Annotated in this window: 27 protein-coding genes and 1 tRNA gene; 13 read left to right on the top strand and 15 right to left on the bottom strand. The window is 56.2% G+C overall.

The window, feature by feature from the left end:
• Nucleotides 1–2: 2 nt before the first annotated feature.
• Nucleotides 3–584, bottom strand: coding sequence for an NADPH-dependent FMN reductase (locus H6F57_RS15920; RefSeq protein ID WP_199289793.1), 582 nt, complete (start codon nt 582–584; stop codon nt 3–5).
• A 317-nt stretch (nt 585–901) separates the two neighbouring features.
• On the opposite strand from H6F57_RS15920, the gene H6F57_RS15915 reads away from it, so the two are divergent.
• A complete protein-coding gene (locus H6F57_RS15915; RefSeq protein WP_190628451.1) occupies nt 902–1348 on the top strand; it encodes a DUF2267 domain-containing protein in 447 nt (148 codons plus the stop codon).
• 197 nt (nt 1349–1545) lie between these two features.
• Here H6F57_RS15915 and H6F57_RS15910 read toward each other — a convergent pair whose 3' ends face one another.
• From H6F57_RS15910 to H6F57_RS15895, 4 genes are all read right to left on the bottom strand, one after another.
• The gene (locus tag H6F57_RS15910; RefSeq protein ID WP_190628454.1) at nt 1546–2844 is read right to left on the bottom strand and encodes an FAD-dependent hydroxylase; all 1299 of its coding nucleotides are present in this window, start codon (nt 2842–2844) and stop codon (nt 1546–1548) included.
• Nucleotides 2845–2968: 124 nt separating this feature from the next.
• Nucleotides 2969–3679: a Uma2 family endonuclease gene (locus tag H6F57_RS15905; protein WP_190628456.1), complete on the bottom strand. Its 711-nt coding sequence runs from the start codon at nt 3677–3679 to the stop codon at nt 2969–2971.
• Nucleotides 3680–3730: 51 nt separating this feature from the next.
• A complete protein-coding gene (locus H6F57_RS15900; protein ID WP_190628458.1) occupies nt 3731–4864 on the bottom strand; it encodes a glycosyltransferase family 1 protein in 1134 nt (377 codons plus the stop codon).
• Between the two features lie 147 nt (nt 4865–5011).
• Nucleotides 5012–6166: an NAD-dependent epimerase/dehydratase family protein gene (locus H6F57_RS15895; RefSeq protein ID WP_190628460.1), complete on the bottom strand. Its 1155-nt coding sequence runs from the start codon at nt 6164–6166 to the stop codon at nt 5012–5014.
• Nucleotides 6167–6427: 261 nt separating this feature from the next.
• Here H6F57_RS15895 and H6F57_RS15890 point away from each other — a divergent pair, with 261 nt between their 5' ends.
• From H6F57_RS15890 to H6F57_RS15880, 3 genes are read left to right on the top strand one after another with little or no spacing between them, the layout of a single operon-like run.
• On the top strand, nt 6428–6889 hold the full coding sequence (locus H6F57_RS15890; protein WP_190628462.1) for a MarR family transcriptional regulator: 462 nt from the start codon (nt 6428–6430) through the stop codon (nt 6887–6889).
• Between the two features lie 3 nt (nt 6890–6892).
• A complete protein-coding gene (locus tag H6F57_RS15885; RefSeq protein ID WP_190628464.1) occupies nt 6893–7708 on the top strand; it encodes an ATP-binding cassette domain-containing protein in 816 nt (271 codons plus the stop codon).
• The gene (locus tag H6F57_RS15880) at nt 7665–8501 is read left to right on the top strand and encodes an ABC transporter permease (RefSeq protein WP_190628465.1); all 837 of its coding nucleotides are present in this window, start codon (nt 7665–7667) and stop codon (nt 8499–8501) included. The genes H6F57_RS15885 and H6F57_RS15880 overlap by 44 nt, the downstream gene beginning before the upstream one ends.
• A 25-nt stretch (nt 8502–8526) precedes the next feature.
• On the opposite strand, the gene H6F57_RS15875 is transcribed toward H6F57_RS15880, so the two are convergent.
• On the bottom strand, nt 8527–9234 hold the full coding sequence (locus H6F57_RS15875; protein ID WP_190628467.1) for an SOS response-associated peptidase: 708 nt from the start codon (nt 9232–9234) through the stop codon (nt 8527–8529).
• Nucleotides 9235–9702: 468 nt separating this feature from the next.
• Between H6F57_RS15875 and H6F57_RS15870 the strand changes: the two genes are divergently transcribed.
• Nucleotides 9703–10257: a hemerythrin HHE cation-binding protein gene (locus tag H6F57_RS15870; protein ID WP_190628469.1), complete on the top strand. Its 555-nt coding sequence runs from the start codon at nt 9703–9705 to the stop codon at nt 10255–10257.
• Nucleotides 10258–10417: 160 nt separating this feature from the next.
• On the opposite strand, the gene H6F57_RS15865 is transcribed toward H6F57_RS15870, so the two are convergent.
• Nucleotides 10418–11581, bottom strand: coding sequence for an esterase-like activity of phytase family protein (locus tag H6F57_RS15865; protein ID WP_242024932.1), 1164 nt, complete (start codon nt 11579–11581; stop codon nt 10418–10420).
• A gap of 118 nt (nt 11582–11699) precedes the next feature.
• Entirely contained in the window at nt 11700–13670 is a 1971-nt protein-coding gene (locus H6F57_RS15860) for an FAD-dependent oxidoreductase (RefSeq protein WP_199289794.1), read from the bottom strand.
• A gap of 286 nt (nt 13671–13956) precedes the next feature.
• Here H6F57_RS15860 and H6F57_RS15855 point away from each other — a divergent pair, with 286 nt between their 5' ends.
• The 3 genes from H6F57_RS15855 to H6F57_RS27630 all read left to right on the top strand — a co-directional run bounded on the left by H6F57_RS15855 (nt 13957) and on the right by H6F57_RS27630 (nt 15816).
• Entirely contained in the window at nt 13957–14406 is a 450-nt protein-coding gene (locus H6F57_RS15855; RefSeq protein WP_190628471.1) for a PPC domain-containing protein, read from the top strand.
• Nucleotides 14407–14491: 85 nt separating this feature from the next.
• Nucleotides 14492–14564, top strand: a tRNA-Phe gene (locus tag H6F57_RS15850).
• 133 nt (nt 14565–14697) lie between these two features.
• A complete protein-coding gene (locus tag H6F57_RS27630) occupies nt 14698–15816 on the top strand; it encodes a site-specific integrase (protein WP_190628473.1) in 1119 nt (372 codons plus the stop codon).
• 44 nt (nt 15817–15860) lie between these two features.
• On the opposite strand, the gene H6F57_RS15840 is transcribed toward H6F57_RS27630, so the two are convergent.
• From H6F57_RS15840 to H6F57_RS15810, 7 genes are all read right to left on the bottom strand, one after another.
• A complete protein-coding gene (locus tag H6F57_RS15840; RefSeq protein WP_190628474.1) occupies nt 15861–16313 on the bottom strand; it encodes a hypothetical protein in 453 nt (150 codons plus the stop codon).
• A 71-nt stretch (nt 16314–16384) separates the two neighbouring features.
• Nucleotides 16385–16606, bottom strand: a complete 222-nt coding sequence (locus tag H6F57_RS15835; protein WP_190628476.1) for a DNA-binding protein — start codon at nt 16604–16606, stop codon at nt 16385–16387.
• The gene (locus tag H6F57_RS15830) at nt 16599–16892 is read right to left on the bottom strand and encodes a hypothetical protein (RefSeq protein WP_190628477.1); all 294 of its coding nucleotides are present in this window, start codon (nt 16890–16892) and stop codon (nt 16599–16601) included. The genes H6F57_RS15835 and H6F57_RS15830 overlap by 8 nt, the downstream gene beginning before the upstream one ends.
• The gene (locus H6F57_RS15825; protein ID WP_190628479.1) at nt 16882–17088 is read right to left on the bottom strand and encodes a hypothetical protein; all 207 of its coding nucleotides are present in this window, start codon (nt 17086–17088) and stop codon (nt 16882–16884) included. Before H6F57_RS15825 ends, H6F57_RS15830 begins: the two co-directional genes overlap by 11 nt.
• The gene (locus tag H6F57_RS15820; RefSeq protein WP_190628481.1) at nt 17081–17341 is read right to left on the bottom strand and encodes a hypothetical protein; all 261 of its coding nucleotides are present in this window, start codon (nt 17339–17341) and stop codon (nt 17081–17083) included. Before H6F57_RS15820 ends, H6F57_RS15825 begins: the two co-directional genes overlap by 8 nt.
• The gene (locus H6F57_RS15815) at nt 17334–18869 is read right to left on the bottom strand and encodes a hypothetical protein (RefSeq protein ID WP_190628483.1); all 1536 of its coding nucleotides are present in this window, start codon (nt 18867–18869) and stop codon (nt 17334–17336) included. Before H6F57_RS15815 ends, H6F57_RS15820 begins: the two co-directional genes overlap by 8 nt.
• 72 nt (nt 18870–18941) lie before the next feature.
• On the bottom strand, nt 18942–19313 hold the full coding sequence (locus H6F57_RS15810; RefSeq protein ID WP_190628484.1) for a hypothetical protein: 372 nt from the start codon (nt 19311–19313) through the stop codon (nt 18942–18944).
• A gap of 602 nt (nt 19314–19915) precedes the next feature.
• On the opposite strand from H6F57_RS15810, the gene H6F57_RS15805 reads away from it, so the two are divergent.
• From H6F57_RS15805 to H6F57_RS15785, 5 genes are all read left to right on the top strand, one after another.
• On the top strand, nt 19916–20155 hold the full coding sequence (locus H6F57_RS15805; RefSeq protein WP_242042966.1) for a helix-turn-helix domain-containing protein: 240 nt from the start codon (nt 19916–19918) through the stop codon (nt 20153–20155).
• A gap of 72 nt (nt 20156–20227) precedes the next feature.
• Complete coding sequence (locus H6F57_RS15800; RefSeq protein ID WP_190628488.1) at nt 20228–20554, top strand: hypothetical protein; 327 nt, start codon at nt 20228–20230, stop codon at nt 20552–20554.
• Nucleotides 20555–20558: 4 nt separating this feature from the next.
• Entirely contained in the window at nt 20559–20789 is a 231-nt protein-coding gene (locus tag H6F57_RS15795) for a hypothetical protein (protein WP_190628490.1), read from the top strand.
• Between the two features lie 76 nt (nt 20790–20865).
• Nucleotides 20866–21066: a hypothetical protein gene (locus tag H6F57_RS15790; protein ID WP_190628492.1), complete on the top strand. Its 201-nt coding sequence runs from the start codon at nt 20866–20868 to the stop codon at nt 21064–21066.
• Nucleotides 21067–21134: 68 nt separating this feature from the next.
• A complete protein-coding gene (locus H6F57_RS15785) occupies nt 21135–21605 on the top strand; it encodes a hypothetical protein (RefSeq protein WP_190628494.1) in 471 nt (156 codons plus the stop codon).
• Nucleotides 21606–21624 lie beyond the last annotated feature (19 nt).

Raw genomic sequence — 21624 nt, 5'->3', positions numbered from 1 at the left:
GGCTATAGCCTAGGAATAGCCGCTGTGGATGGTTCAATCCCGGTAGCGAGCGCCATAATTGCAGCGCTCAATTCGCCTGAAATTTCTGGCTCAGTCAGAATGCCGGCGGCATCTAGATTTTTGCCCAGCAAAGAAACCGTGATGCAGGCTTCAGGCACAATACGCCCTGCCATGGTGGTCACAATTTCGATCAGCGAGGCCTGGGCGTGAGCGGCCCGGGGTGAAGCATTGAATAGTGCAACCGGCTTGCCCATAAACTCTTCGCCACTCACCAACCAATCCAGCGCGTTCTTCAAGACGCCCGGTATACCGTGGGCGTATTCGGGGCTAGAAATTATGATGCCATCTGACCCTTTCACCTGGGCCCGCAAATCGGCTACAGATGGCAGTTCCACTGGCTCTAGGTCAGGGTTGAAATGGGGCAAATCACCGAGGCCACCATATAGGTTTATTTCAACAAATTCTGGTGATAGAGCGATCGCTGCCTGTAACAAAGCCGTGTTGGATGAAACCTGGCGTAGACTGCCTGAAATCGCCAAAATGCGCAGAATTCGAGCTGTGGGCACAACGTCTGCAAAAGTCACTGTTTTATCATCCGTGCCTGAGGGGGCGGGGTGTCTAAGAAGTCGTCGGGGACGGAAAAAAGCCACACGATATGGATTGCAAGAACTAATCTTACAGTCTTAACAGCCTGAACTCTGAAGAAGCGAACCTTTCAGCTAGTAGCTCAGCAATTCAACCTCAATTCAAAGATATCAATGGGTGCTTGGCTCGGCACCTCTGCCAGGTAGCTCTGCCAAACGATGGATGGAATCCGTCTTTACACTTCGCAACATGTAGTGGAAGCCTGATGAATTGATTCAGTTCAATTCATTTTTTGAAAAAGTTGTAGTGAGAAATTATGGCAAGCCAAACCCAGCAACAATCCTTTCTCGACAAAGTGCTAGAGCGGAGCAGTTTGCAAACTCCTAATGATGCTGAGCGGGCAACAAACATAGTATTCCGAATTTTGCGGGATATGATGTTGAACAAAACCAGCGATCGGATCGAAGAGGACCTTAAAGCAAACGCATCTGAAGCGGAGCAAGAAGTGCTCGATCTTTGGAAAGATCCCAACGTCATGGTCGCTTTTTTCAGCCGCATTAGCCCCGCGCAAGATTTACACATTAAGCCAGGGACATTTATGCTGCGTCTACAGCAAGAAGGTGCCTTACCCTCCGGAGTTGCTCCTGAGGAAGTGACAAAGGCCGTGTTCTCAGCTACGAAGGAAATTTTGCCTGCCGAACGAAACCAGGAAATCGCTTCGCTTCTTCCCGGTGAAATCCGGCAAATTTGGGAGCAGGCTTAATCACCACCGCCTAATTGTTAACAGGTGACCATAGCTAAAATCTGCTGTTAGCGTAGCCCGTGGGCAGAGATTCCAGGGTTTTAGTTCTAGCTCTACTAGCCGACCTGTGGAGCTGACTAAAACCCTGGAATTTAGCAATTGCTACCCCTCGTCTTAAAGAAAATCTACGGGCGGAATGGATTTGATTGAATGTCAACTCACAAGGCAGAATGATACCCTTGCCGCCCCAGCTGGGCCAGGCGGGGTACTCGCCCTAGGCGACCGGTCATCAGCCGCAGGGCCAAACGTTTAAGGGGGGAAACGTGGCTGAGCACCCAAAGCCCGCTGCGTCGCAGCACTACTATGGGCAGCAGCTGATTCGAGAAAATGCGGGTCAGCCCGTCGGTAAAACTGAGAATGACCCAATTTTCTAACCGTCGCCAGCGTTCATAGCGGCGCAGCACGGCGAGGCTGCCTATGTCTTGGCCCTGCTGGTGGGCGGCCATCAACACTTCTGCCAGGGCTGCTGCGTCGCGAATGCCCATATTTAATCCCTGACCGCCTACGGGGTGACAGCTATGGGCGGCGTCTCCCACCAGGGCCAGGCGGGGTAAAACGTAGCGATCGCACTGCATCAGCTGCACCGGGAACATCGCGGGCGCGGTCAATCGCTTGAGCTGACCCATCTGATGGCCATAGCGCTTCTGTAGCTCAGCCATAAACTCGGCCTCGGGCAGGTGCAAAATAGCCTCGGCCTCGGCGTGGGGAGCCGTCCACACCACCTGGCAGCGCTGGCCGGGCAGGGGCAGAATGGCAAAGGGGCCGCTGGGCCAAAAGCGCTCGTAGGCGGTGTTTTGGTGGGAGTGCTCGGGGGCTAGCACCGCCGTGACGCAGGATTGCCGGTAGCGCCAGCCAAAGCTGCCAATGCCCGATCGCTGCCGCAGGGAAGAGCCCTTGCCGTCGGCAGCGACAAAAAGGGGCGATCGCACCATGACGTTGCCTTCGGGTGTGCTCACCGCCGCCACTGTGCATTCTCCCTGGTCGTGGGTTTCCCCTAGGGTGGCTGAGCAGAGGTAGTGAATGTTGGGGAAGGTGGCGATCGCCCCCTGCAAAGCCGCCATCAGCACCTTGTGCTCGGCGCCATAGTAGACCGCGTCAGTATCCAGATCGCTGGGCAAAAACCGCACGACCTTCCCGTAGTCACCATCAGAGAGCTGAACCTGGTCAAAATGACAAATCTGCGGCCCAATCTGCGGCCATAACCCAAGCCCCTTAAAAATATCCGCCGAGGTGAGCGAGAAGGCGTAGGCCCGCTGCCTCGAAGCCGCCGCTGCCGCTGTTTGAGATTCGATCACAGCAATCTGCATGCCGCTGTCGCTTAGGGCCGCCGCCAGCGTTAACCCCACAATGCCTCCACCGACAATGGCCACATCCACCGTTAGCTCCGACGGTTGAGCACCTAAGCTGGGCTGATCAGACGGGGCTGGAGACCGAAATTGCGGGGTGGTAGCAGTCATAGGAGCAGGTATTCGCCGTTGCTGTAGCTTTATTCTGGCCTGATGTTCTTTAAGAAATCAAGGTAACTCAGTGCCTTCAGCGGTTCGCGCTCTAGCATTTCAGCCTGCGCATCGGCTGATTTGGCTACTCCTCTGGCTCTATGCCCGCCGCCCGAAGCTGAGCCGCTAGACGCTCGGCTCGCTGGTGTTCCTGCTCGGCCCGTTCTTTGCCCCAGGGGAGCATATCGCCATGAGCATCCCACCAGCGCAGCCAGTAGCCAGTGTGATTTTCGCGAGTGCCTTGCCAAACACCTAGGTCTAGGCCCAACTCATCAATCCAGAATCGCTGCTGGGTATCGGGTGAGCGGAGCTTGTATTGACCGGCATCATTGAGCGCGTAGGCTTCTAGTAAGCCGCTGTCGGGTTCAAAAATAATGTAGTTGGGCACTCGCAGCACCTGTTCGTAGAAGAACCACTTACCAGGGGGATAGGTAGGCTTAATAGAATATTCGCCACCCTCGGTATCGGAGAGAAATTCCATGACGACGACGGGAAAGTCCCCTTGCAGTTGGGGGGTGTAGCTGCGCGTCACCTCTTTTCTGGGCACGCGGATTTGGGGCACATAACCCCAGTCAGGAGCTTTGACCACGGTTTTACCGTTCACGGTCGAGCACAGGCCATAGTTGGTCATTACTAGCGACTGAGTCGGTAAAAGCCCATTCAACTCCAGACTTTCGGTCAGAGCGGCGGCAATGGCAGGCTGGTTGATATTATCCACAGGTTCATCGTCAAGGATGAAGTCGTCGGGTAATTTTTCCCAAGTCACTACCCAAGAGGATTGAGGAGCTGCGACCATAGCTAACCTCGCAAACAGCAGTGTATGGCTCGAACCTATAGTTTAGGAGACCTACGCTGCCATGGGCAGCGATCGCTGCGCCAGCACCTGCCGATAAAACTGCTGGAGCTGTCGGGTAGCGGCAGCCCAGCCCCATTGCTCGGCCTCGGTCACGGCATTGCGGCGCATCAGCTCCCGCTCGTCTTTGGCCTCGATCAGGCGGCGAGTAGCGTTTATGGCTCCTGCTTCATCGAGCGGGTCGAAGAGAAAGCCATTGACGCCGTCGGTCACAATGTCGGGAATGCCGCCGGAGTTGGCCGCTACCACCGGGCAGCCTGCTGCCATCGCCTCTAGCAAGACTAAGCCCAGCGTCTCGGTGCGGGAGGGGAATACGAAAGCATCGGCCGACGCATAGGCAGAGGCCAAATCTTCTCCGCCCAGATAACCCACAAAATTGGTGGGGGTATCCTCAAAGTGGGCCTCTAGCTCGGCACGGTAGGGGCCGTCACCCACCAGAGCCAGCCGCGCACCAGGGATAGCCTGAAGCACGGGCTTGATGCGATCGATCTCTTTCTCGGCGGAAAGGCGACCGATGTAGAGGAGTAGGGGCGCTTCGGAGTGACCCTGGGAGAGGCGATCGCGCATCTCAGCACTGGCCAGTTCAGGGCGAAACAGCTCGGTATCAACCCCACGCTGCCACACCTCAATATTTTCCACGCCGTGCTCTGATAGCTCAGCTTGCATAGCGGTAGAGGTGACCAGGTTGATCTGCGCCTGGTTGTGCATGGCTTTGATCAGCTCCCACATCAGCCCTTCGAGCATGCCGAGGCCGTAGTGCTCTAGATATTTGGGTAGGTGAGTGTGGTACGACGCCACCAGCGGCAGATCTAAGGTTTTGCTGTAGTAAATGCCCGCCAGTCCTAGGACTGCTGGGTTCACGACATGGACTAAATCAGGCTGAAAGCTTTCTAGCGCTTCGCCAATGGACGGGCGGGGCAAAGCCAGCTTGAGCTCTGGGTAGAGCGGCAGCGGAAAACCAGATACACCGTGAATTTTTGCCCCTCGATACTCGGTTAAACCACCCTCGGGGGAAAACACTAAGACCTGGTTGCCCTGGCGCTGCAAGTGATCAACAGTGTGCTTGAGACGGGTCACAATGCCGTCAACTTTCGGCAAAAAGGTCTCGGTGAAGAGAGCAATCCGCATAGGGGCTTAGGGGGAATCGGGGGACGAGGGAGAAGCTTAGTATCCAGGTTAGGAAAATGAGGAAATAAGGATGATAAGGAAGGGAAACGAACGGGTCGTTAAAGGTTCTTCCTCATCTCTCTATTTCCTCACCTCCTCATCGTTTTCTTAATCGCGCCGCCACTGAACCTTGGGCAGAATTTGATTCTTATCGACGCGATCTTTGTACTTGACTGCGAAGTTGAGCAGGCTGTCAAGCAGCGAGTCAGACAGCATGTGGGGCTGTAGACCGAGTTCTAGCAGGTTGGTGTTTTTGGCGTTGAAGTAGTGCTCTTCGGCCTCAACTCGGGGGTTATCAATGTGGTCGATTTCGACATCAACACCTAGGGTGTTGCCTGCTTTTTTCACCATCATGGCCAGGTCGCCGACGCTAAACATTTCGGTGAACTGGTTGAAGACGCGGAAAATGCCAGGGTCGCCGGGGTTGGCGATCGCAATTTCCACACACCGCACGGTGTCGCGAATATCTAAGAATGCGCGAGTTTGACTGCCTTTGCCGTAGACGGTGAGGGGGTGACCCACCGCCGCCTGAACACAGAAGCGGTTGAGGGCGGTGCCAAAAATGCCGTCATAGTCGAGGCGGTTGATCAGCAGCTCATCCATGCCGGTCTCTTCGGTAAGCACGCCGTAGACTACCCCCTGATTGAGGTCAGTGGCGCGCAGGCCCCACACCTTACAGGCGAAGTGAATGTTGTGGGAGTCGTGCACCTTGCTGAGGTGGTAGAAGGAGCCGGGCTGCTTGGGGTAGGGGAGGGTATCTTTGCGACCATTGTACTCAATGGTGATGTAGCCCTCTTCGATATCGATGTTGGGGGTGCCGTACTCGCCCATGGTGCCTAGCTTGACCAGGTGGCACTCGGGGAAGTGGTCGCGCAGCACATAGAGCAAATTCAGGTTGCCCAGCACGTTGTTGGCCTGGGTCAGCACCGCGTGCTCGCGGTCGATCATTGAGAACGGGGCCGATCGCTGTTCGCCGAAGTGAACCACCGCGCCCGGCTCAAATGCGAGCATCGTCTCCTCTAGAAAGGAGTAGTCGTTGATATCACCAACGTAGAGGTCGATGTGCTTGCCGGTGAGGTCTTTCCAGCGCTGGAGGCGGCTTTGGATGGGGGCAATGGGGGTCAGCGTCTCGATCTGAAGCTGAGCATCCCAGTGGCGACGCACCAAGCTATCAAGAATCCCGACTTCGTAGCCACGATTGGAGAGGTATAGGGCAGTTGCCCACCCGCAATAGCCGTCGCCGCCAATTACAAGGACTTTCATATCAATGCTTCAATCTCTTTGCCGATACCAAGACAATCTACCAGGTTTGGAGGATCTGTAAACCACCGAATCAAAGATTGGGGGATTGGAAAGTTTTTTTCCACAGAAGCCAAATTGAGCATCAACTTAACGCTGTTCCCACAGCTTTGGGACTGCCTCAATCAGTGGGCTGAACCAAGCTACGACTGCCCCCCGATTTAAGGATACTAAGCTATGCTAACTATTAGTTAAGCTAACTGTTAGTCGAGAGCCCATTCGCCTGTGGTTACCCAAGCTTTGACCTCAACCCAGTGCGCGACAGGCATGATGACAACGGTGCCAGCGGTGACGCGGTTTTTGCGGGCGGGCATTCGTCGCCACGGCAAGCCTCATCTGTCGCTATCGCAGCTGCGAGTGCTGTATTTTTTGCGGCGGCGATCGCAGTCATCCCTATCAGAGGTAGCTGACTACTTAGATGTCACTCGGCCCACCATGTCGGCCATGGTTGAGCGCCTGGTACAGCGGGGACTGGTAAATAGAATTAGTGATCCGGCTGAGCGGCGACGCATCATTCTTACCCTGACTCCCGAAGGAACGGCGGAGATGGAGCGAGTCTATGACGCCACCTTGCAAACCGTGGCCGCTCGTCTAGAGGGTCTGTCTGAGGCCCAGCTTCAGCAGGTCAAGGCGGGGCTAGAAATTTTAAGCAGCATTTTTGAGGAGCCATCTACACCTGGTGATTAACCTATGGCAATGATTGAAATCCAAGAATTGACCAAGTGCTTTGGCCCCAAGACAGCGCCTAAAACTGCTGTCGATCGGTTTTCCCTTAGTGTGGAACCGGGAGAAGTCTTTGGCCTGCTGGGGCCAAACGGGGCGGGCAAGAGCACGCTGATCAAAATGCTCACCACCCTACTGCCCGCCAGTGGGGGACGGGCCGCGATCGCCGGGTTTGATATTGGTCGTCAGTCTGCCGGGGTGCAGCGGCACATTGGCTACGTACCCCAAGCGCTGTCGGTAGATGGCAACCTGACCGGCTACGAAAACCTGCTGATTTTGGCCAAACTCTACAGCGTGCCCCGGCGGCAGCGGCTCGATCGCATCCACGCCGCCCTGCACTATGTAGGACTCGATGCGGTAGCGAACCGCCTGGTTAACACCTACTCTGGCGGCATGATTCGGCGGCTGGAGATAGCCCAGGCCACCCTGCACCGTCCGCCGGTTTTATTCCTCGATGAGCCCACGGTGGGTCTTGACCCGGTGGCCCGAAAAACCATGTGGGATCTGATCTTGCAGCTGCGGCGCGACTACCAGACCACAGTGTTTCTCACCACCCACTTTATGGAAGAGGCGGATGTGCTGTGCGATCGCATCGCCATGCTCTACAACGGCCAGCAGGTCGCCATGGGCACCCCCGCCACGCTCAAGGCCACCGTACCCCACCCCGAAGCCACCATGGATGATGTCTTCATCCACTACACCCGCAACCCCCTGACCACCGACAACGAAGGAAGCTATCGTGACACGTCAACTACACGACGCACCGCTAAACGTCTGGGCTAACCAAAGCCGGCCGACTGCCCCTATCGAAGACTTTATCGCCAAGGCTCTAGTGGCTGCCGAGCTGGAAGTGCGCAAGCTGCGCCACGACCCCATTCAGCTGTTTACCCGAGCGGTGCAGCCGGTGCTGTGGCTGACCATCTTTGGCCAGGTGTTTACCCAGGTGCGGGGCATCCCCACCGGCAACCTCAGCTACATCGACTTTATGACGCCGGGCATTTTGGCCCAGAGCGTGCTGTTTATGTCGATCTTCACCGGGCTGCTGGTGATTTGGGAAAAAGACCTCGGCATCTTGCATAAGCTAATGGTCAGCCCCGCGCCGAAGTCGGCCCTGGTGCTGGGAAAGGCGATCGGGGCCGGGGTGCGGTGCCTGTCGCAGCTGCTGATCATCTATATTGTGGCGGCTCTTATGGGCGTGGCCATCAACTGGAACCCGCTGGCGATGCTGGGCGTGGCTTTGGTAGTGATGCTAGGCGCGGCGCTGTTTTCGACCTTTTCGCTGATTGTGGCCTGTTGGGCGCAGACCCACGAGCGCGTCATGGGCGTAGGTCAGCTGATGATGATGCCGCTGTTTTTCGCCAGCAATGCGATCTATCCAATTTCGATCATGCCCGCCTGGCTTCAGGTGGTGTCGCGACTCAACCCCTTGACCTACATGGTCGATGCCCTGCGCCAGCTGATGCTGGTAGAACCGGCGGGCAGCTACAGCCTGGGGCTGAGCATCTCGATTTTGGTAGGCGTGGCCGCCGTGCTGATTGCCTGGTGTGGTCGCCTGTATCCTCGCTTAGTGCGATAGGCCTCAGGATCTAGCCCCGACAATCCTAAGCCTTCACGAGTTCATCCGATGCAATATCGAGAGGCTCAATGCAGTCTGGGGAATCGTTTTGGGGCTTGTTGACCACCGTCGAAACCGGGTAGCGATCCATTGCCCCATCGTCGTAGGGACGCAGCATCTCCTGGAGCGCTTGGGGCTGGTAATAATCAGGGTCAAGCCAGGCCGCGTAGTCTTCAGGGGCCAAAATCACCGGCATGCGGTTGTGGATTGGCTCCATCAACTCGTTGGGTGTGGTGGTGAGAATGGTGCAGGTTTGCAGTTCGCTGCCGCTAGTGGGGTCGCTCCAGTGTTCCCACAGCCCCGCAAAGGCAAAGGGCGCATGGTCGTTGAGAAAAATATAGTGGGGCTGCTTGGTTTTGCGGCCAGAAATTGTCTCCCATTCATAAAATCCATCGGCCAAGATCAGACAGCGACGGCGCTTAAAAGCGGCACGAAATGACGGCTTTTCGACCACAGTTTCGGCGCGGGCGTTGATCATCCGGCTGCCAATGGCAGGGTCTTTAGCCCAGCTAGGAATTAGCCCCCAAAGCAGAAAGTCGAAGTGGGGCTCTGGATTTTCGGAGGTCGCCACCACCGTTGCGATGGGCTGAGTGGGGGCAACGTTGTAACGCGGCATGACAGGGGGAGTAGACCGCAGCAAAAAGTCATTGTCCAGGTCATCACCGGTTTTGTTGAGACTGAACCGTCCACACATTGCCCGTCTTCCTGCTTGCACGCTACCGCCATGGTAGCAATTGGGTGGGTCGGCCCTGGTCTGCTGTTAGGTGGATGATGGGAGGCTACAAGGCGTAGGGCAGAGCTACCTGCCCTCTTACACCCCACTACTGAATTTTTAAGAGCGTCGATCGACTCTGCTGTAAAAAGCACAGCTCGCGCAGGCTCAAAGGTCTAGAAAAACGCCGGGCGCAAAGCAGCTAGAGAAGTTGTTTTCATCCTGAGGGACTTCTGGCTAGCTATTGGCCAACCTCAGGGAGGCCAATAGCTAGCCAGAGAACAAGGGGAGTTGGCTAGCGCATTAATTTCTGCCCAGCCAACACAAACGGTGGGTATGGCTTTCAGTTCGAACCTTTCCAACGGGAGAGGGTGCTCTTGAATTCTCGCGGGAACATGAAAGCTGTGAGTAATAACACACTATCCAAATTCTAATCAGGACATACATCTAATGACTGATATGACAACCTTATCAACCAAGCTTGCTGACCTGAACCTTTTTCAAAATGTTTTGATTGACATCGAGCAAAAGCTGATGGCAGCCACCGATGACCACACCATTCGTGAGCGGCTTGAAGGGATGCTGAAGAGCGATCGCGCAAACCTCAGCAATATCCAAGAGGCTGTGACTAAGCTAGGCTCGGCAGCACAGCCACGCGATATTACCCAAAAGCATGCTGAGGCCGTCACGCAAATGATGAACGGTTCAGAATTGTCTCTATACGACAAGTTTTTTCAGCTTGAATTACTGAAGCACCAGCAGACGATGAACGGTTTGGTACTGCACAAAGTGGGTCAAACTTTGAGCGATGAACTTCAAGATGCCATGGAGCCGCTCAACAAAGTTAACTTTGAAAATCGGGCTCACCAAGAAGTTCTTAAGGGCGTTCTTTACTTTGTTGGCACTCGTGAAATAGCGGGCCAAGAGCCTGATATGGGCCTGTGGGCTAGCGTTGAGCAGGGTGTTGCAGCTCTCAAAGGGGCGATCGGCAGCGCTGTTAGCTAATCTTGCAAAGCTGCAAATGTGGCAATGGTGGGTGCGATCGCTCAACCCAGCGACGTTACAGCAACTCCTCTATAACCGTCGCTGGGAACGGCAGCGCAATATCCTCTGGGCAGGTGGGTCTAAGCCATTGCCCAGAGGATATTTTTGCGTGATAGCAGCTTTACGTCTGCAAACGCAGCAGAATCAGCTGGGTGGCGCGATCGCTCTCGAAGTTGTTGTCGCTGACTATTAGCAGGCTCTGGCCACCGTCGGGCAGGCGCGGTCCTAGGGTCATACCCTCTAAGTTGTCTACGGCTAGGGGCGTTTCGGCAAAATCGAGCACTAGCTGCTTGCGGATGGGTGAAATGCCCGACACATCCCCGCTCAGGCTGGGGATGGTCGACGTATCGGTGGCACCGCCGGTAGCCAGTTGGTACAACTTCACTTGCATTCCCCGCAGGCCAAAAGCCCGCTCTAGGGACAGAAAGTGACCAGCTGGGGCGATCGCCAGCAGATCCGTGAGGCCATTCACCACAGCGCCCGAGGGTTCTAAATCGAGCGGATAGCGATGCTCGGCGATTAGTGTATTCTGGTCATCGCCAATGAGGTAATGCAAAAAGCGGCTGTTGAGGGGCTGACTGGGGTCGTCGTTGTAGTCTTGCACTAGGGCTGACTCAGTCGCCGCAAATAGGCGAAAGGGTTCAATCATGCCAGCCCCGCTGGATGACCCGGTGACGGTGAGAGCCTCCAGGCTGAGGTTGTTTTGCACCCCCTGGCTGGGGCTGTCGGGGTCATCAGACAAGTATCGCTTGGGTAACGGTAGGGTGGCGATCGCCTGGCCCGTCTCGCGGTCAAACTCGCCGATAAACGGTGGAATACTTTCGCGAACATCTCCTTCGCTGGCAATGAACAGCGTGTCGCGGGGGGATAGGGCGATGCCTTCGGGGTCAATGCTGCCCTGGGGATAGGGGTTACCCTCGGCATTGAGTAAGGGGGTAAAAGCTTCGAGGGTGACGGTGTCAAACTTAGGCGGGCCGCTACGCTTCAGGGTAATGGCCAGGGTATAAAAGCGGGCGGGGCCAAACCGGCCCCGGTCGTCAGAGAGAATATAAAGCCGATCGCGGGGGCGATCGTAGGTCAGGGCCGACAGCCCACCCACCGTGGTGCCCTCAAACTCCTGGGGCGGCAAGGTGTATACATCTAGTAGCTCAACGGTGAGGGGCAAAAACAGCCGGTCTTCGGCCTTTATTTGGGGTATGGCACAGCTGGTTAGCACCAGCACGAGCAGGAGGGCGAGCGATCGCCACCCAATTCGCCTTAGCATCTGGCCCATCCACTCTGCCATCAACACTCCCCTCACCCATCGCTCAGCACTCTCTAGGATAGGCCAAGGCTGTGCTCACTAAACTAGGGGTTCGTTAGCCCTAGACGGTAGAATTTAGCACTAGAAAGTACTTGCCTGATCACCAAGTAAATTTCAGCCCTTGCTCTATCAGAAATTGTTGCAGAGCAGGCATTTGCCCGGTCACCACTACCTGGGCCGGGGTCAGATCATTGGGCTTGGCGTAGCGTAGCAGCCAGCCCGCTGTCGCTCCCGATGCCCCACCAATGCTCCACTCGCCGTAGTGCACCCGCGTCACGCCGTTGACGATGTGGCTAACAGCCACACTCTTACCGCCAATCAGCACGTTGTCAACGCCCTGGGGCACCAGCGCCTCTAGCGGGATTTGCAACGGTCGCACCACAAATTCTTTAATGCTAGCCCCGGCCGCCTCGTAGGAGGGTCGCCAAGATCGGTAGCGGCAGCCGTGGATATCAATGTCGTAGTGGGCCAGGGCTACGGCCGTTGCTCTAAAATCGCGCCCCCCAGTCATGTCTTCTCGCAGGTCGGCCTCCACCGCCATAAAGCTATCTTGACCGTAGGCAGGGCGGCCCAAAATGCGGCGGCCCTCACGAATATAAGGCACCATACTGAGGCCGGACTCAGTGCCCAAGGGTGAATTCCCCCCCCGCAAAAACGTCAGTGACAGCTTGTTGGTGCTCTCATTTTCGATTAGCCACTCCGCAAACTGAAGCGCATGGGCTTCACCGTAGTTAAGTGACTCGGCCGATAGTCCGCCGAGCCAATCTTGGCGCTGCCCCGAAAGGCGAACATCCTCTTCGGTAAACACCAAAGGTGGGTCCATAAAGTGCCAGTCGTTGCCCTTATTCCAGTTAATGAGGGTCATTTCGCCGGGCTGGGTGCGGTTGACGTTTGAGTTCCCCGCCCGTTGGCTGACAATGCGACGATAGTTAAACACACTGCCAAAGTCAAAGAACGGAAACCCTTCCAAGTTAAATTCTTTGCGGTGATCGGCCTTGGAGAGCGCAGGCTCTAGTTTTTGCAACTCCTTGAGGCTCTCATTTTTGTCGTTGAGGGTAGCCAACACAAAGGGATAGGTGTAAGCCTGGGTACAGTCGGGATTATCCTGCGGCGGCGCGTTGACTTCGCCGGTAAAGCCCTGGCCGTCAGAGCCAATGCGGTGGGGCAGGTTAGCCCAGCCCACCAGCTCGCCGGTATCCGTCGCGTCGATCACAATCATGGAGCGACCCGCCGGCGGCTGTAAGCGAATGGGAATTTTGTTGTAGGCCTCATCGTCTGACCAGGCGTACCACCGCCCTAGCTCCTGAGACAGCCGCCCCGTTGGCACATAGCCCGGATCGAGAGGAACGCGCCGCACCCCATATACCGCCGTTACGTAGCGGCCAGAGGCATCGAAAGCCGCACCTTTAAAGGCAGTAGAGGTAGCCCAGCGGCTCTCAGGAGCATTCTGCGCTGCGTTCCGCATCCACAGTTCTGCCGCTGTGGCTCCAGCGCGGGGAGTAAAGCACAGTTCACCTACCCAGCAGCTATTGGTTCTCTCGACCGGCAGCTGGGCAGGCATACCCGTCCAATCAGGCAGGTGGACGGGCTGGCGCTTAATCAGATCCTTAAACGCTTCCCAGCTGGGGGAAAAATTGCGTCGCCATCGCATCGCCCGCGACTCATCAATCGCCGATACTCCCTGGGAACTGATCTGCCCGCCTAGCCACGGGGTGAGCTCAATCAGGCAAGTGGTGACGCCAGTTTTCATTGCGTGAGAGGCAGCAGCAACTCCACCCAGAGTGCCGCCAATTACTACCACTTCACAGGTCCACACCTCTTCGGCTAGGGGCAGGGGGTTAAGAGTCGGCCGTCCATTGGCAGTTTGAATTTGGCGAATGCCGGTGGCAACTTCGGCCCGGTTGACAATTTGCCCTACCGGACGCTGGCTAAATTCGAGGGGCTGACGCCAGTATTCGCTGGCACCACGAAAAGCAACCAGCAACAAGGTGCTGCTGATCAGGGCCATCATCATCAACCGAGGTCTGCGGGATCGCCGCCGCTTGCGCTTGGCACGGGGTTTTGATGACACTGAACGATAACGAGGGCGCTCTAGCATGGACAAGGGCGGCATACCTAGGGCATTGGTCGTCTGTGAGTGTAGCAACGAAATTGAGAAACGATGCAACCAAAACCGCAGCTCGCCAAATCATGAATCCGCAAGGCCGACAGAGTATTCGCCGATGGGGCAACCTCAACCCCTGAAGCCGACTATGTATAGACTCTTTTAATTCTCGAAGCAATTCCAAAATTTAGGCCATAATGGGCACGATCTCGTGCCTTTGGGCAAATTTGTCTCTTTAAATCTTTCACAATCTATGCAATTTCACCTTCGGCTACAGCGCAACCTGCTGCTTCCTCTGGCATTGACTACCCTGGCGCTGACTTCGCTGCCAGCCAAGGCGCAGACTACGCTTTATTCGCCCATTTCGCTACCGGCATCCCGAGAAGTCAACGATGCCCTCAGCGATCGCGACATCCCCACCGGCACCGGCGGGTTTGCCCGCGACTATACGATCAATCTAGAGGCAGGAGATCAAGTGGCAGTTGATGTCACCTCCGAAGAGTTTGATACCCTGGTCATTTTGATGAACAAAGACGGCGTCACCGTGGGCGAAAACGACGACGGCCCTGACGGCACCACCAACTCGTTACTGTTCGCCCGCATTGGCGAGTCAGGCACCTACACGGTGCGGGTGAGCGCCTACGCTGGGCAAGGGGCCGGTAATTTTTACCTCAAGGTGGCCCGCCTGCGCGAGGTGCAATAGAAGGCGGCAGCAATTTTTCTCAATGGCCTTGTCAGGGGTGACGTTAGCTTGCTATCTTAGTTGAGCGCTGAAATTCGCACCCCTAGCCGGGATAGCTCAGTTGGTAGAGCAGAGGACTGAAAATCCTCGTGTCGGCGGTTCAAGCCCGCCTCCTGGCATATTTGTCGTGACTCCAAAGCCCTTGCAATCACCAGTCTGCAAGGGCTTTGGGTTTCTTACGTTTTGTTGACTGTACTAAACGGTACTAGACCGCACTAAACTGTACCCATATTTTTAGTCCTAGTTTTAGTCATGGCTGACCGCTTGCCTATTGATGGACGGATCGCCCAGGCAAACGGACGACTCAAGGCGGGCCGGGTACGCTGCAAAATCGAGCGGGTAAGCAATCGACTTTATCTCAGGGCCACTCTTCCCCCTAAGCCCTCCAGCAACCGCACAGACGCTTTTCAGCAGCGCATTGCAACTGGTTTTAGTGCTAATGCCAAGGGCTTGTCTCTGGCCGAGGCATTGGCAAAGACGATAGCGGGCCTGGTCGATGCTGGTCGGTTTGACTGGGCACCCTACACCAGCGCCGGTGGCGAAAGCATTCGCCGGGTGGAGGATTGGTTAGAGGCATTTGAGGCTGACTACTTCAGTCGCCGTGAGAGAAACCCTAAGTCTGAGCTGACTTGGAAGAAGGATTACCGAGTTGCGCTGCGGCAGCTCCCCCCGGGGGCCGAGCTATCGCCAGAGGTGTTGATGAGCGCGGTGCTGGCCACCACGCCCGACAGTAAGCCCCGCAAACGTGCCTGTATGGTCTACAGTGCCTTGGCCAATTTTGCGGGGATAGAGATTGATTTAAAGCTCTACCGGGGTAATTACTCACCGTCTGCGGTGGCCCCCAAAGACTTGCCCTCGGATGAGGCGATCGCCGATTGGTTTTACCGAGTGCCTAACCCCCACTGGCAGCAGGTCTATGCACTGCTGGCCATCTACGGCATTCGCCCTTCGGAGGTGTGGTTCCTCGAGCTGAGCGATTTTCCAGTGTTGACGGTGATGGATGGCAAGACCAAATCGCGCCGGGTTTGGCCTTATTACCCTGAGTGGATCGAATGGGTGAAGGTGGGTACCCCCTTGCCAAAGGTAAGCGGGCCAACGGCTGATGACTTAGGCCACCGCGTTGCAACCCAATTTAGGCGCTACGCGGTGCCGTTTCCGCCTAAGATGTTGCGCCACGCCTGGGCAGTGAGAACAATCGCATTCGGGCTCGATACCAGTATCGCCGCCCGCCAGATGGGTCACAGCGAGGCGGTGCACTGCCAGGTCTACCACCGGTGGTTAAATGATCGGCACTACCAGGCCGCCTTCGACCGGGCCCAGGCGAGTGAGACCCGGCCTAAAGCCCCAACTGGCACACAGACCGACAAATAACTTTACATCGTGTTCGGCATTGCAGAATCACGGTTTTTCAATGGTTACAGGCCTGCCGCATCGGCAGCTGCGGCCAAGGCCTGGTGGCCAACGCTGGCCGCCTGGTCTTGCTCAACTGGCACACTAAATTCTTTGCTTAAATCCTTGCCTATATACCAGCTTTTGAGCTTGCCACCGGCGCGGCGGTAGCCGTACCAGTAGGGGCCATGGGGACAGCTTTTGCAGGATCCTTTGCCACACCGCACCATTTCGAGCTGGTAGAGCTTAGCCCCGGCGCGCTTTTGGTCAACCACCTCGCGGCCTGGTTTTGTCGGGGGTGGCTCTATCTCCTCCTCCTCCAAAATGCCAACCAACCAATCACGCAGCTCTGACAGTGCATGAGTCTCGACGGTGGCAACCTCTACCAGAACGTCCCTCAGAACTCGCTGGTGGACTGGGTGAAGGTCGAGGATTTCGATCCGGTAGTCAACACGGGCGAATGAATGGGAAAAATCCATCAGTCTTATGTAACTCCTTTTATTATGGGCACCCAACTCGTTACATAAGAGTGGGGTTGAGGTTATGACAATTAGCCGTAGCGTTTTCGGGTTGCAGACTTGCTATTGAGCAGGGCCTCGACGCGGGGCACATGGTACTGGTAGGTGGCGCGGGCAGCGCCTGGGGGCGACACGTCGCGGTAGTGGTAGCCCTCTTTAAAGGCACCAGCGCGGCGCAGTTTGCCCAGCTTGAGTACATAGATTTGCAGGCGATCGGCGGCTGCGGACGGATAGCACCAGTCGGTTTTAGCCATCGACCGCACCTCCCATGAGAATCCACGAGCCTATGTGTGAATCGTTCTCAAGCCACTGGCCTAATTCGGCCCAGGATAGCGGCACAACCTGGTCAGCTTTGACCGTGAGAAAAAGCGCCTCATTGAGATAGAGGTGAGAGGGGTGGCGCTCCAAAGACAGCCTCTGGCCCACTATCATCGACCTCACCTCCCAAAGTGGGCAATAGCCCGTAGGGGGGTCGTTAACACGGCGAACGATGCTGCCCTCGTGCAGCTGGCCCGAATAAGGGCTTTTATCAATTGACATCGATCGCACCTCCCAGCGGTAAAAACTCCATCGCTAAGGCATACGGCTCAGGGTTGAACCCTGGGCAGTCTCGGGCATCACCAGAGGCTGCCCAGGGCAATGGCGCATCAGGATGTCCGCACCCTTCAGGGGCCTCATCATTGAGAGGATCGTAGTGCTGGCAGTCGCAGCAGTGGCAGGGGCGTAAGTTATCCATGGCGGCGGCCCTCCCTTTGCATGGCTCCGAGCTGGCCGATTAGCTTGACCAGGCCGCGCTGGTCTAGGGTTTTGGGGTCGTTGCCGTCGCACAGGGATGTTAGGTCGGCCCAGCGCTGATAGCCCAGCACCTTTCGGAGGGCATCGGCCTGGGCAATGAGAACGCCCAAATTGTCGCCACCAGTAGCTGGTGGGTCAGCAGCAGGGGCTGTTGCTGGGCCGCGATTTTGGCGGAGGATGGGGCGGCTATACATGCAGGTCACCTACCGCACCTTGCTGCCATCCAAATTCGAGGGGCGGCCACTGTGGTGCGCCAGCAGCAGCTGGTGCTGGCGGGGGGGCTGTGGATAACCCTTTCCCTCTCTCGCGCTCTCTCCCATTCCCCCCGGATTTTAAATTTTTTAAAGGGGCGGTCTCAAGGATACACACTTCATTCTCCCCCCCCAGACGTGTAATAGACGGCGTATCAGTGCTTTGAAGGCTTTCTAGAATCTGCTGGCGAATGGCCTCTATAGTGTCTGCGATCGCCGCCCCGTGGGCTGTTACACGTCTTGGGAGTGGATCTGACTGTGGGGGCGGTTGCGGGGCTGGTGTGGGGGCCGGTGAATCTGGCTGTGGATGCCATAGGTCTTTGTTTTTGTAGAGGGTGTTGGGGCTACAGCGGGCCGCTGGGGCGAGGGCTTTAACCCGCTGCCCAATGTTGAGGCCGTCGAGGCAAAGCTGCTTAAGGGCGGCCATGATGCGAGCGCGGGCATCGTCGGCGCGGGCGGTGCACACTTGAACCAGGCTTTTGCGTTCCCGCAACGGTTCGCTGCCCATGGGCCAGTAGTATTTCTCTACGGCCCTGGCCCAGGCTATGCAGCGCTTAGCGAGTTCGTGGAGGTGGTTACACCATTCGTTCAGGCCGGGGGCGTTGAGGGCGATTCTGACGGTGAAGCGTTGCAGTTCTAGGCCGCTGAGCTTTTCAAAGACGCGGCCGTAGGTGGCGATCGCCTTGAGCATGTCGTTAGTTTGGCCGGGCCCGGTCCAACCTTCGCTGATGACGGTTTTGAGGTCGTTTCCCCACTCTTGAGCTTTGCCATTGGCTTTGCGGCGGCGGCGGCGGTGGTTGCCACGGGCGATGCTGAGGGCTTCGAGGATTTCGTAGTGGTCGTTGTGCTGTACGGCGTTATCCCAGAGGGCGAAGAAGACTGAGAGGTCGTAGGCCCTGGGGTGGGGCTGCAGGTCGTCATCGAGAATCATGCTGCCGGTGCTGGGCTGGAGGGGCAGCCGATGGCCGTTGTATTCAAAGCTCTCGCCAAGCCATCGCCGGGCGTAGGCTTTTCGATTGGGAATGACTTCGAGCTGGCCGGGGGCCAGTACAAAGCCTTGGGCTTCTAGGCACTGGGCAACGGCACAGGCTACGTCAAAGGTTTTGTAGGCGTGGGGGAAGGGAATGTAGATGTGCAGGCCACCGCTCCAGGAGCTGCGCACGGTGATGGTGCGAGTGATGCCGATGGTCTCTAAGGCCCACTTGATTCGCTGGGTGGATTCTATATAGTCGCTCTCGGCATCGATGTCGATCAGGGCGTGGGAGGTGGTGGGGCCAAAGCGCGTGCCGATGACGGTGGCGGCGTCTTGCCACCTGGCCCAGAGCACCCTGGGCCTGAGCGGGTATTTTTCGCAGGTTTTCCAGTCGGCTTTTGGGGTGTCGCTGGGGGTCTCTATCCACTTCCAGGGGTAGTTGAACAGCTGGCAGAGCCGTTGACCGTTGAGGTCTCTTGGTAATGCTGGTTGCTTCATGTTTATATAAGGAACGAATTGAACTGTTCGAGCAAAAACGGCGATCGCCTGTCGGGGGCGATCGCCGTTTTTTTAGAAGACGTCAATCTCTACTTCCACCTCGTCAGGCTGGCCAGGGGTAAGAGCTGGGAGGGTTGGCAGGTTGGGGGCGTCTGGGTTGAGGCCCTGGGCACGAAGGAAGTTAGCGACCTGGTTCCACTGCTCGGTAGCCGCCTTGACCTTGGACTCTAGGTCTCTCAGCTTCCGTTCCTCCTCCCAGATGTTGCTGTAGAAGTCTTGGGCCTTGCCTTTACCGGCGCTTAGCTCAATCGCCTTGTTTCTCAGGTGCTCGACGGCAGCTTCGACGGTGTCGCCTTCCTCCAGCTGGCATCTAAAGCCGATCTTCTCGTTGTTGTAGTCGCCCAGGTTGAACAGGGCGGAGAACTCTACGTGGGTCGTTTTCATGGTTGTACTCTGAAGTAACGATGATTAAGCCGCTGGATAGTTTCACCGCTGGGCATGGCTGGAAATAATTAAGTGAGTGAGTGGTAATAGGTGGGTAAGGCTATGACTGACGAGGCTTTCAAGAGACGGTTAGCCCAGCGTGAAGCGCTGGTAGAGAGTAGCTGTGAGCGGATTCAGGAAAACTCTCAGCGGATTCAGGAAAACTTTCAGCGGGTTCAGGAAAACTCTCAGCGGATTTGGGCAAACTCTCAGCGAATTGGGGCTTTGCCTGATAGATCAGATGCCTTTTAGGGGGCGCGTACTGGTGGTGGCGCATAGTTAACCTTTGATGACAGATGACAAACGACAACGGCGATCGCCCCCAGATAGGCGATCGCCGTTTTTTTTAGTGCCTATGCGGATGTGGTTGAGGCGTGACTGAAGCTTTCATGGATGGGTGTCTGTTAAGGGCAAACCAGCTTTACCTCAACTGAGATAATGAAACGTCTACAGGGGAACGGATTGAGCCCCAGTGCCCCTGTAGATGATTTCCCCCCTAGCTGATTAGAGGTTAAAGCGATCTTACCTCAACTTCAGCAAGGGTCAACTGGAGTTGAGGTATAATGGCGCAAAGAGACACCCCAAACATGGAGTCGAAGTTAGTGGCTTTACGTCTTGAGGCTGGTCTTACTCAGAAGGCGCTTGCAGATGCCTTTGACGTAAGTGAGCAGGCTGTAAGGAATTGGGAGCATGGCAAGGTGGAGCCAAAATTCACCCTTGCCCAGACCAAAAAGCTTTGCAGGCTGCTCAATAAAACGTTAGAGGAGCTACCAGATAGTTTTTCTGATAAGAGCCCTGCATAAAGAAAGGGGCTGCCGTCCAAAGCAATGCCCCCTTCCGTTCACTGTCTATCTGTAAACAGGACCCACCTAATTATGAATGATGCGATCGCCCCTGGCCCAGGGGCTAATTTTTCATGCTCAGACAACGGGGAACAGCCAACCCTCGACGGCTACACCCGCCAAGATTTCATTCGAGACATTGGCCACTGCTGCACCGAAATGGTGAGCGTGGCCACCAACTTTAAAGAGAACGATGACCGAAAAGCTCTGGGAGCAAGGCTAGAGGCTGATACAGGCAACGGCTATATGCTCGCTGTTCGCATCTCCGACGACACACCGCCAGAGATATTAGCCGCAGCTGCTGACCTCTATGAAGCGATCCAGCAGCACTACCGCCAGTCAATCGGTGAAGAGGGCTAACTCAATGGCAGTAACGATTAGAGCCGTCATTGACGGCGTCTACTACTCCCAAGGGCAAGAAGGAGGCGAAACAGAGCTATTCATTAGCTTCAATAAGGCTTCTAAAAGCGTTGACATAACCTCTGTATCCGAGGATTTCAACCTCGAAGTTGACACGGCTGACCTTCTAGAAGCCCTACGGATAAGTGGCGCTTTAGAAGATCAGCCCACCACTGCCGAAGAGATTCCCGACTAGCGCAAATTTTTTAACCCCAGGGGCAGCCGTCGCAAGCAAGGCCCCTGGAGCTACCCAAACGAGGGATAAACCTATTATGACCTCCCAATCCCAGCAAAAAATTCTCAATCGGATTGAGACCACCGGCCACTACACAACCACATCAGACCGCAGCGCCAAAGTAGCTCACTCCCTATCTGACCAGGAAGTGCAGCACGTTTATAGCTCTGTTTTACCTGGTGATTCAGGTAAAACAACGCACCGCTTTATGAAGCGCCAACGTTGTCAGCCTCAATAGTCGTCGCTGAGCCCGCGCCCCCAACTCTCCTGGGGGGCGCTTTTTGTCGTTTAAAGAGAACCAACATCATGAAACCTACCCACGTGGCCTTTGCCCTAGCCATCATTGGCACCGCAATACCCAGCGTTAGCAACCTGGGCAACTTTGCCTCACAAGTCAGCACCGCTCGCGCCGAAGCCAGCAGGATCGGCGATGACATGACCGAGCTCACCCTGAGCCAGCAGGAGCAGGCGCAAAAAAACGAGGTGGCGATCGCCCGCTATCAAAACGGCTGCATCCCAGTGGTGAGTGCTGACCAACTGAGCTATGTCTCCCTGGTGCTCAACCTTCCAGTCATAGACAGCGTTTCCGGTCAACCCATCCCGGTGGGTTCTGTCGTCTGCGATGCCCACGGCAACACCGGCGTCATTACCGACGATGACAGCGCCCCCAACACCCCAGGCGTCACCCAAAAGATGGCCTTTACCGGCGATAAATCCTTAGTCGACCGGCAACTCAGCCAGTACCAGGGCGCTGCCTACTACATGCCCTCAAACTAAGCCCCAGCAAACCTTTAGA

The sequence above is a fragment of the Leptolyngbya sp. FACHB-60 genome (assembly GCF_014695775.1).
Taxonomy (GTDB): domain Bacteria; phylum Cyanobacteriota; class Cyanobacteriia; order Phormidesmidales; family Phormidesmidaceae; genus Nodosilinea.
This window is presented reverse-complemented; position numbering and strand designations above follow the sequence as displayed.

Bases quoted from the DNA above. Each gene is read 5' to 3' on its own strand.
- H6F57_RS15785 (WP_190628494.1), top strand. From the start codon at position 21,135: ATGAAACCTACCCACGTGGCCTTTGCCCTAGCCATCATTGGCACCGCA.
- H6F57_RS15855 (WP_190628471.1), top strand. From the start codon at position 13,957: ATGCAATTTCACCTTCGGCTACAGCGCAACCTGCTGCTTCCTCTGGCA.
- H6F57_RS15815 (WP_190628483.1), bottom strand. From the start codon at position 18,869: ATGAAGCAACCAGCATTACCAAGAGACCTCAACGGTCAACGGCTCTGC.
- H6F57_RS15885 (WP_190628464.1), top strand. From the start codon at position 6,893: ATGGCAATGATTGAAATCCAAGAATTGACCAAGTGCTTTGGCCCCAAG.
- H6F57_RS15875 (WP_190628467.1), bottom strand. From the start codon at position 9,234: ATGTGTGGACGGTTCAGTCTCAACAAAACCGGTGATGACCTGGACAAT.
- H6F57_RS15865 (WP_242024932.1), bottom strand. From the start codon at position 11,581: ATGGCAGAGTGGATGGGCCAGATGCTAAGGCGAATTGGGTGGCGATCG.
- H6F57_RS15910 (WP_190628454.1), bottom strand. From the start codon at position 2,844: ATGACTGCTACCACCCCGCAATTTCGGTCTCCAGCCCCGTCTGATCAG.
- H6F57_RS15790 (WP_190628492.1), top strand. From the start codon at position 20,866: ATGACCTCCCAATCCCAGCAAAAAATTCTCAATCGGATTGAGACCACC.
- H6F57_RS15825 (WP_190628479.1), bottom strand. From the start codon at position 17,088: ATGGATAACTTACGCCCCTGCCACTGCTGCGACTGCCAGCACTACGAT.
- H6F57_RS15830 (WP_190628477.1), bottom strand. From the start codon at position 16,892: ATGTCAATTGATAAAAGCCCTTATTCGGGCCAGCTGCACGAGGGCAGC.
- H6F57_RS15810 (WP_190628484.1), bottom strand. From the start codon at position 19,313: ATGAAAACGACCCACGTAGAGTTCTCCGCCCTGTTCAACCTGGGCGAC.
- H6F57_RS15835 (WP_190628476.1), bottom strand. From the start codon at position 16,606: ATGGCTAAAACCGACTGGTGCTATCCGTCCGCAGCCGCCGATCGCCTG.
- H6F57_RS15870 (WP_190628469.1), top strand. From the start codon at position 9,703: ATGACTGATATGACAACCTTATCAACCAAGCTTGCTGACCTGAACCTT.
- H6F57_RS15795 (WP_190628490.1), top strand. From the start codon at position 20,559: ATGGCAGTAACGATTAGAGCCGTCATTGACGGCGTCTACTACTCCCAA.
- H6F57_RS15840 (WP_190628474.1), bottom strand. From the start codon at position 16,313: ATGGATTTTTCCCATTCATTCGCCCGTGTTGACTACCGGATCGAAATC.
- H6F57_RS15805 (WP_242042966.1), top strand. From the start codon at position 19,916: ATGGCGCAAAGAGACACCCCAAACATGGAGTCGAAGTTAGTGGCTTTA.
- H6F57_RS15905 (WP_190628456.1), bottom strand. From the start codon at position 3,679: ATGGTCGCAGCTCCTCAATCCTCTTGGGTAGTGACTTGGGAAAAATTA.
- H6F57_RS15900 (WP_190628458.1), bottom strand. From the start codon at position 4,864: ATGCGGATTGCTCTCTTCACCGAGACCTTTTTGCCGAAAGTTGACGGC.
- H6F57_RS15820 (WP_190628481.1), bottom strand. From the start codon at position 17,341: ATGTATAGCCGCCCCATCCTCCGCCAAAATCGCGGCCCAGCAACAGCC.
- H6F57_RS27630 (WP_190628473.1), top strand. From the start codon at position 14,698: ATGGCTGACCGCTTGCCTATTGATGGACGGATCGCCCAGGCAAACGGA.
- H6F57_RS15800 (WP_190628488.1), top strand. From the start codon at position 20,228: ATGAATGATGCGATCGCCCCTGGCCCAGGGGCTAATTTTTCATGCTCA.
- H6F57_RS15895 (WP_190628460.1), bottom strand. From the start codon at position 6,166: ATGAAAGTCCTTGTAATTGGCGGCGACGGCTATTGCGGGTGGGCAACT.
- H6F57_RS15915 (WP_190628451.1), top strand. From the start codon at position 902: ATGGCAAGCCAAACCCAGCAACAATCCTTTCTCGACAAAGTGCTAGAG.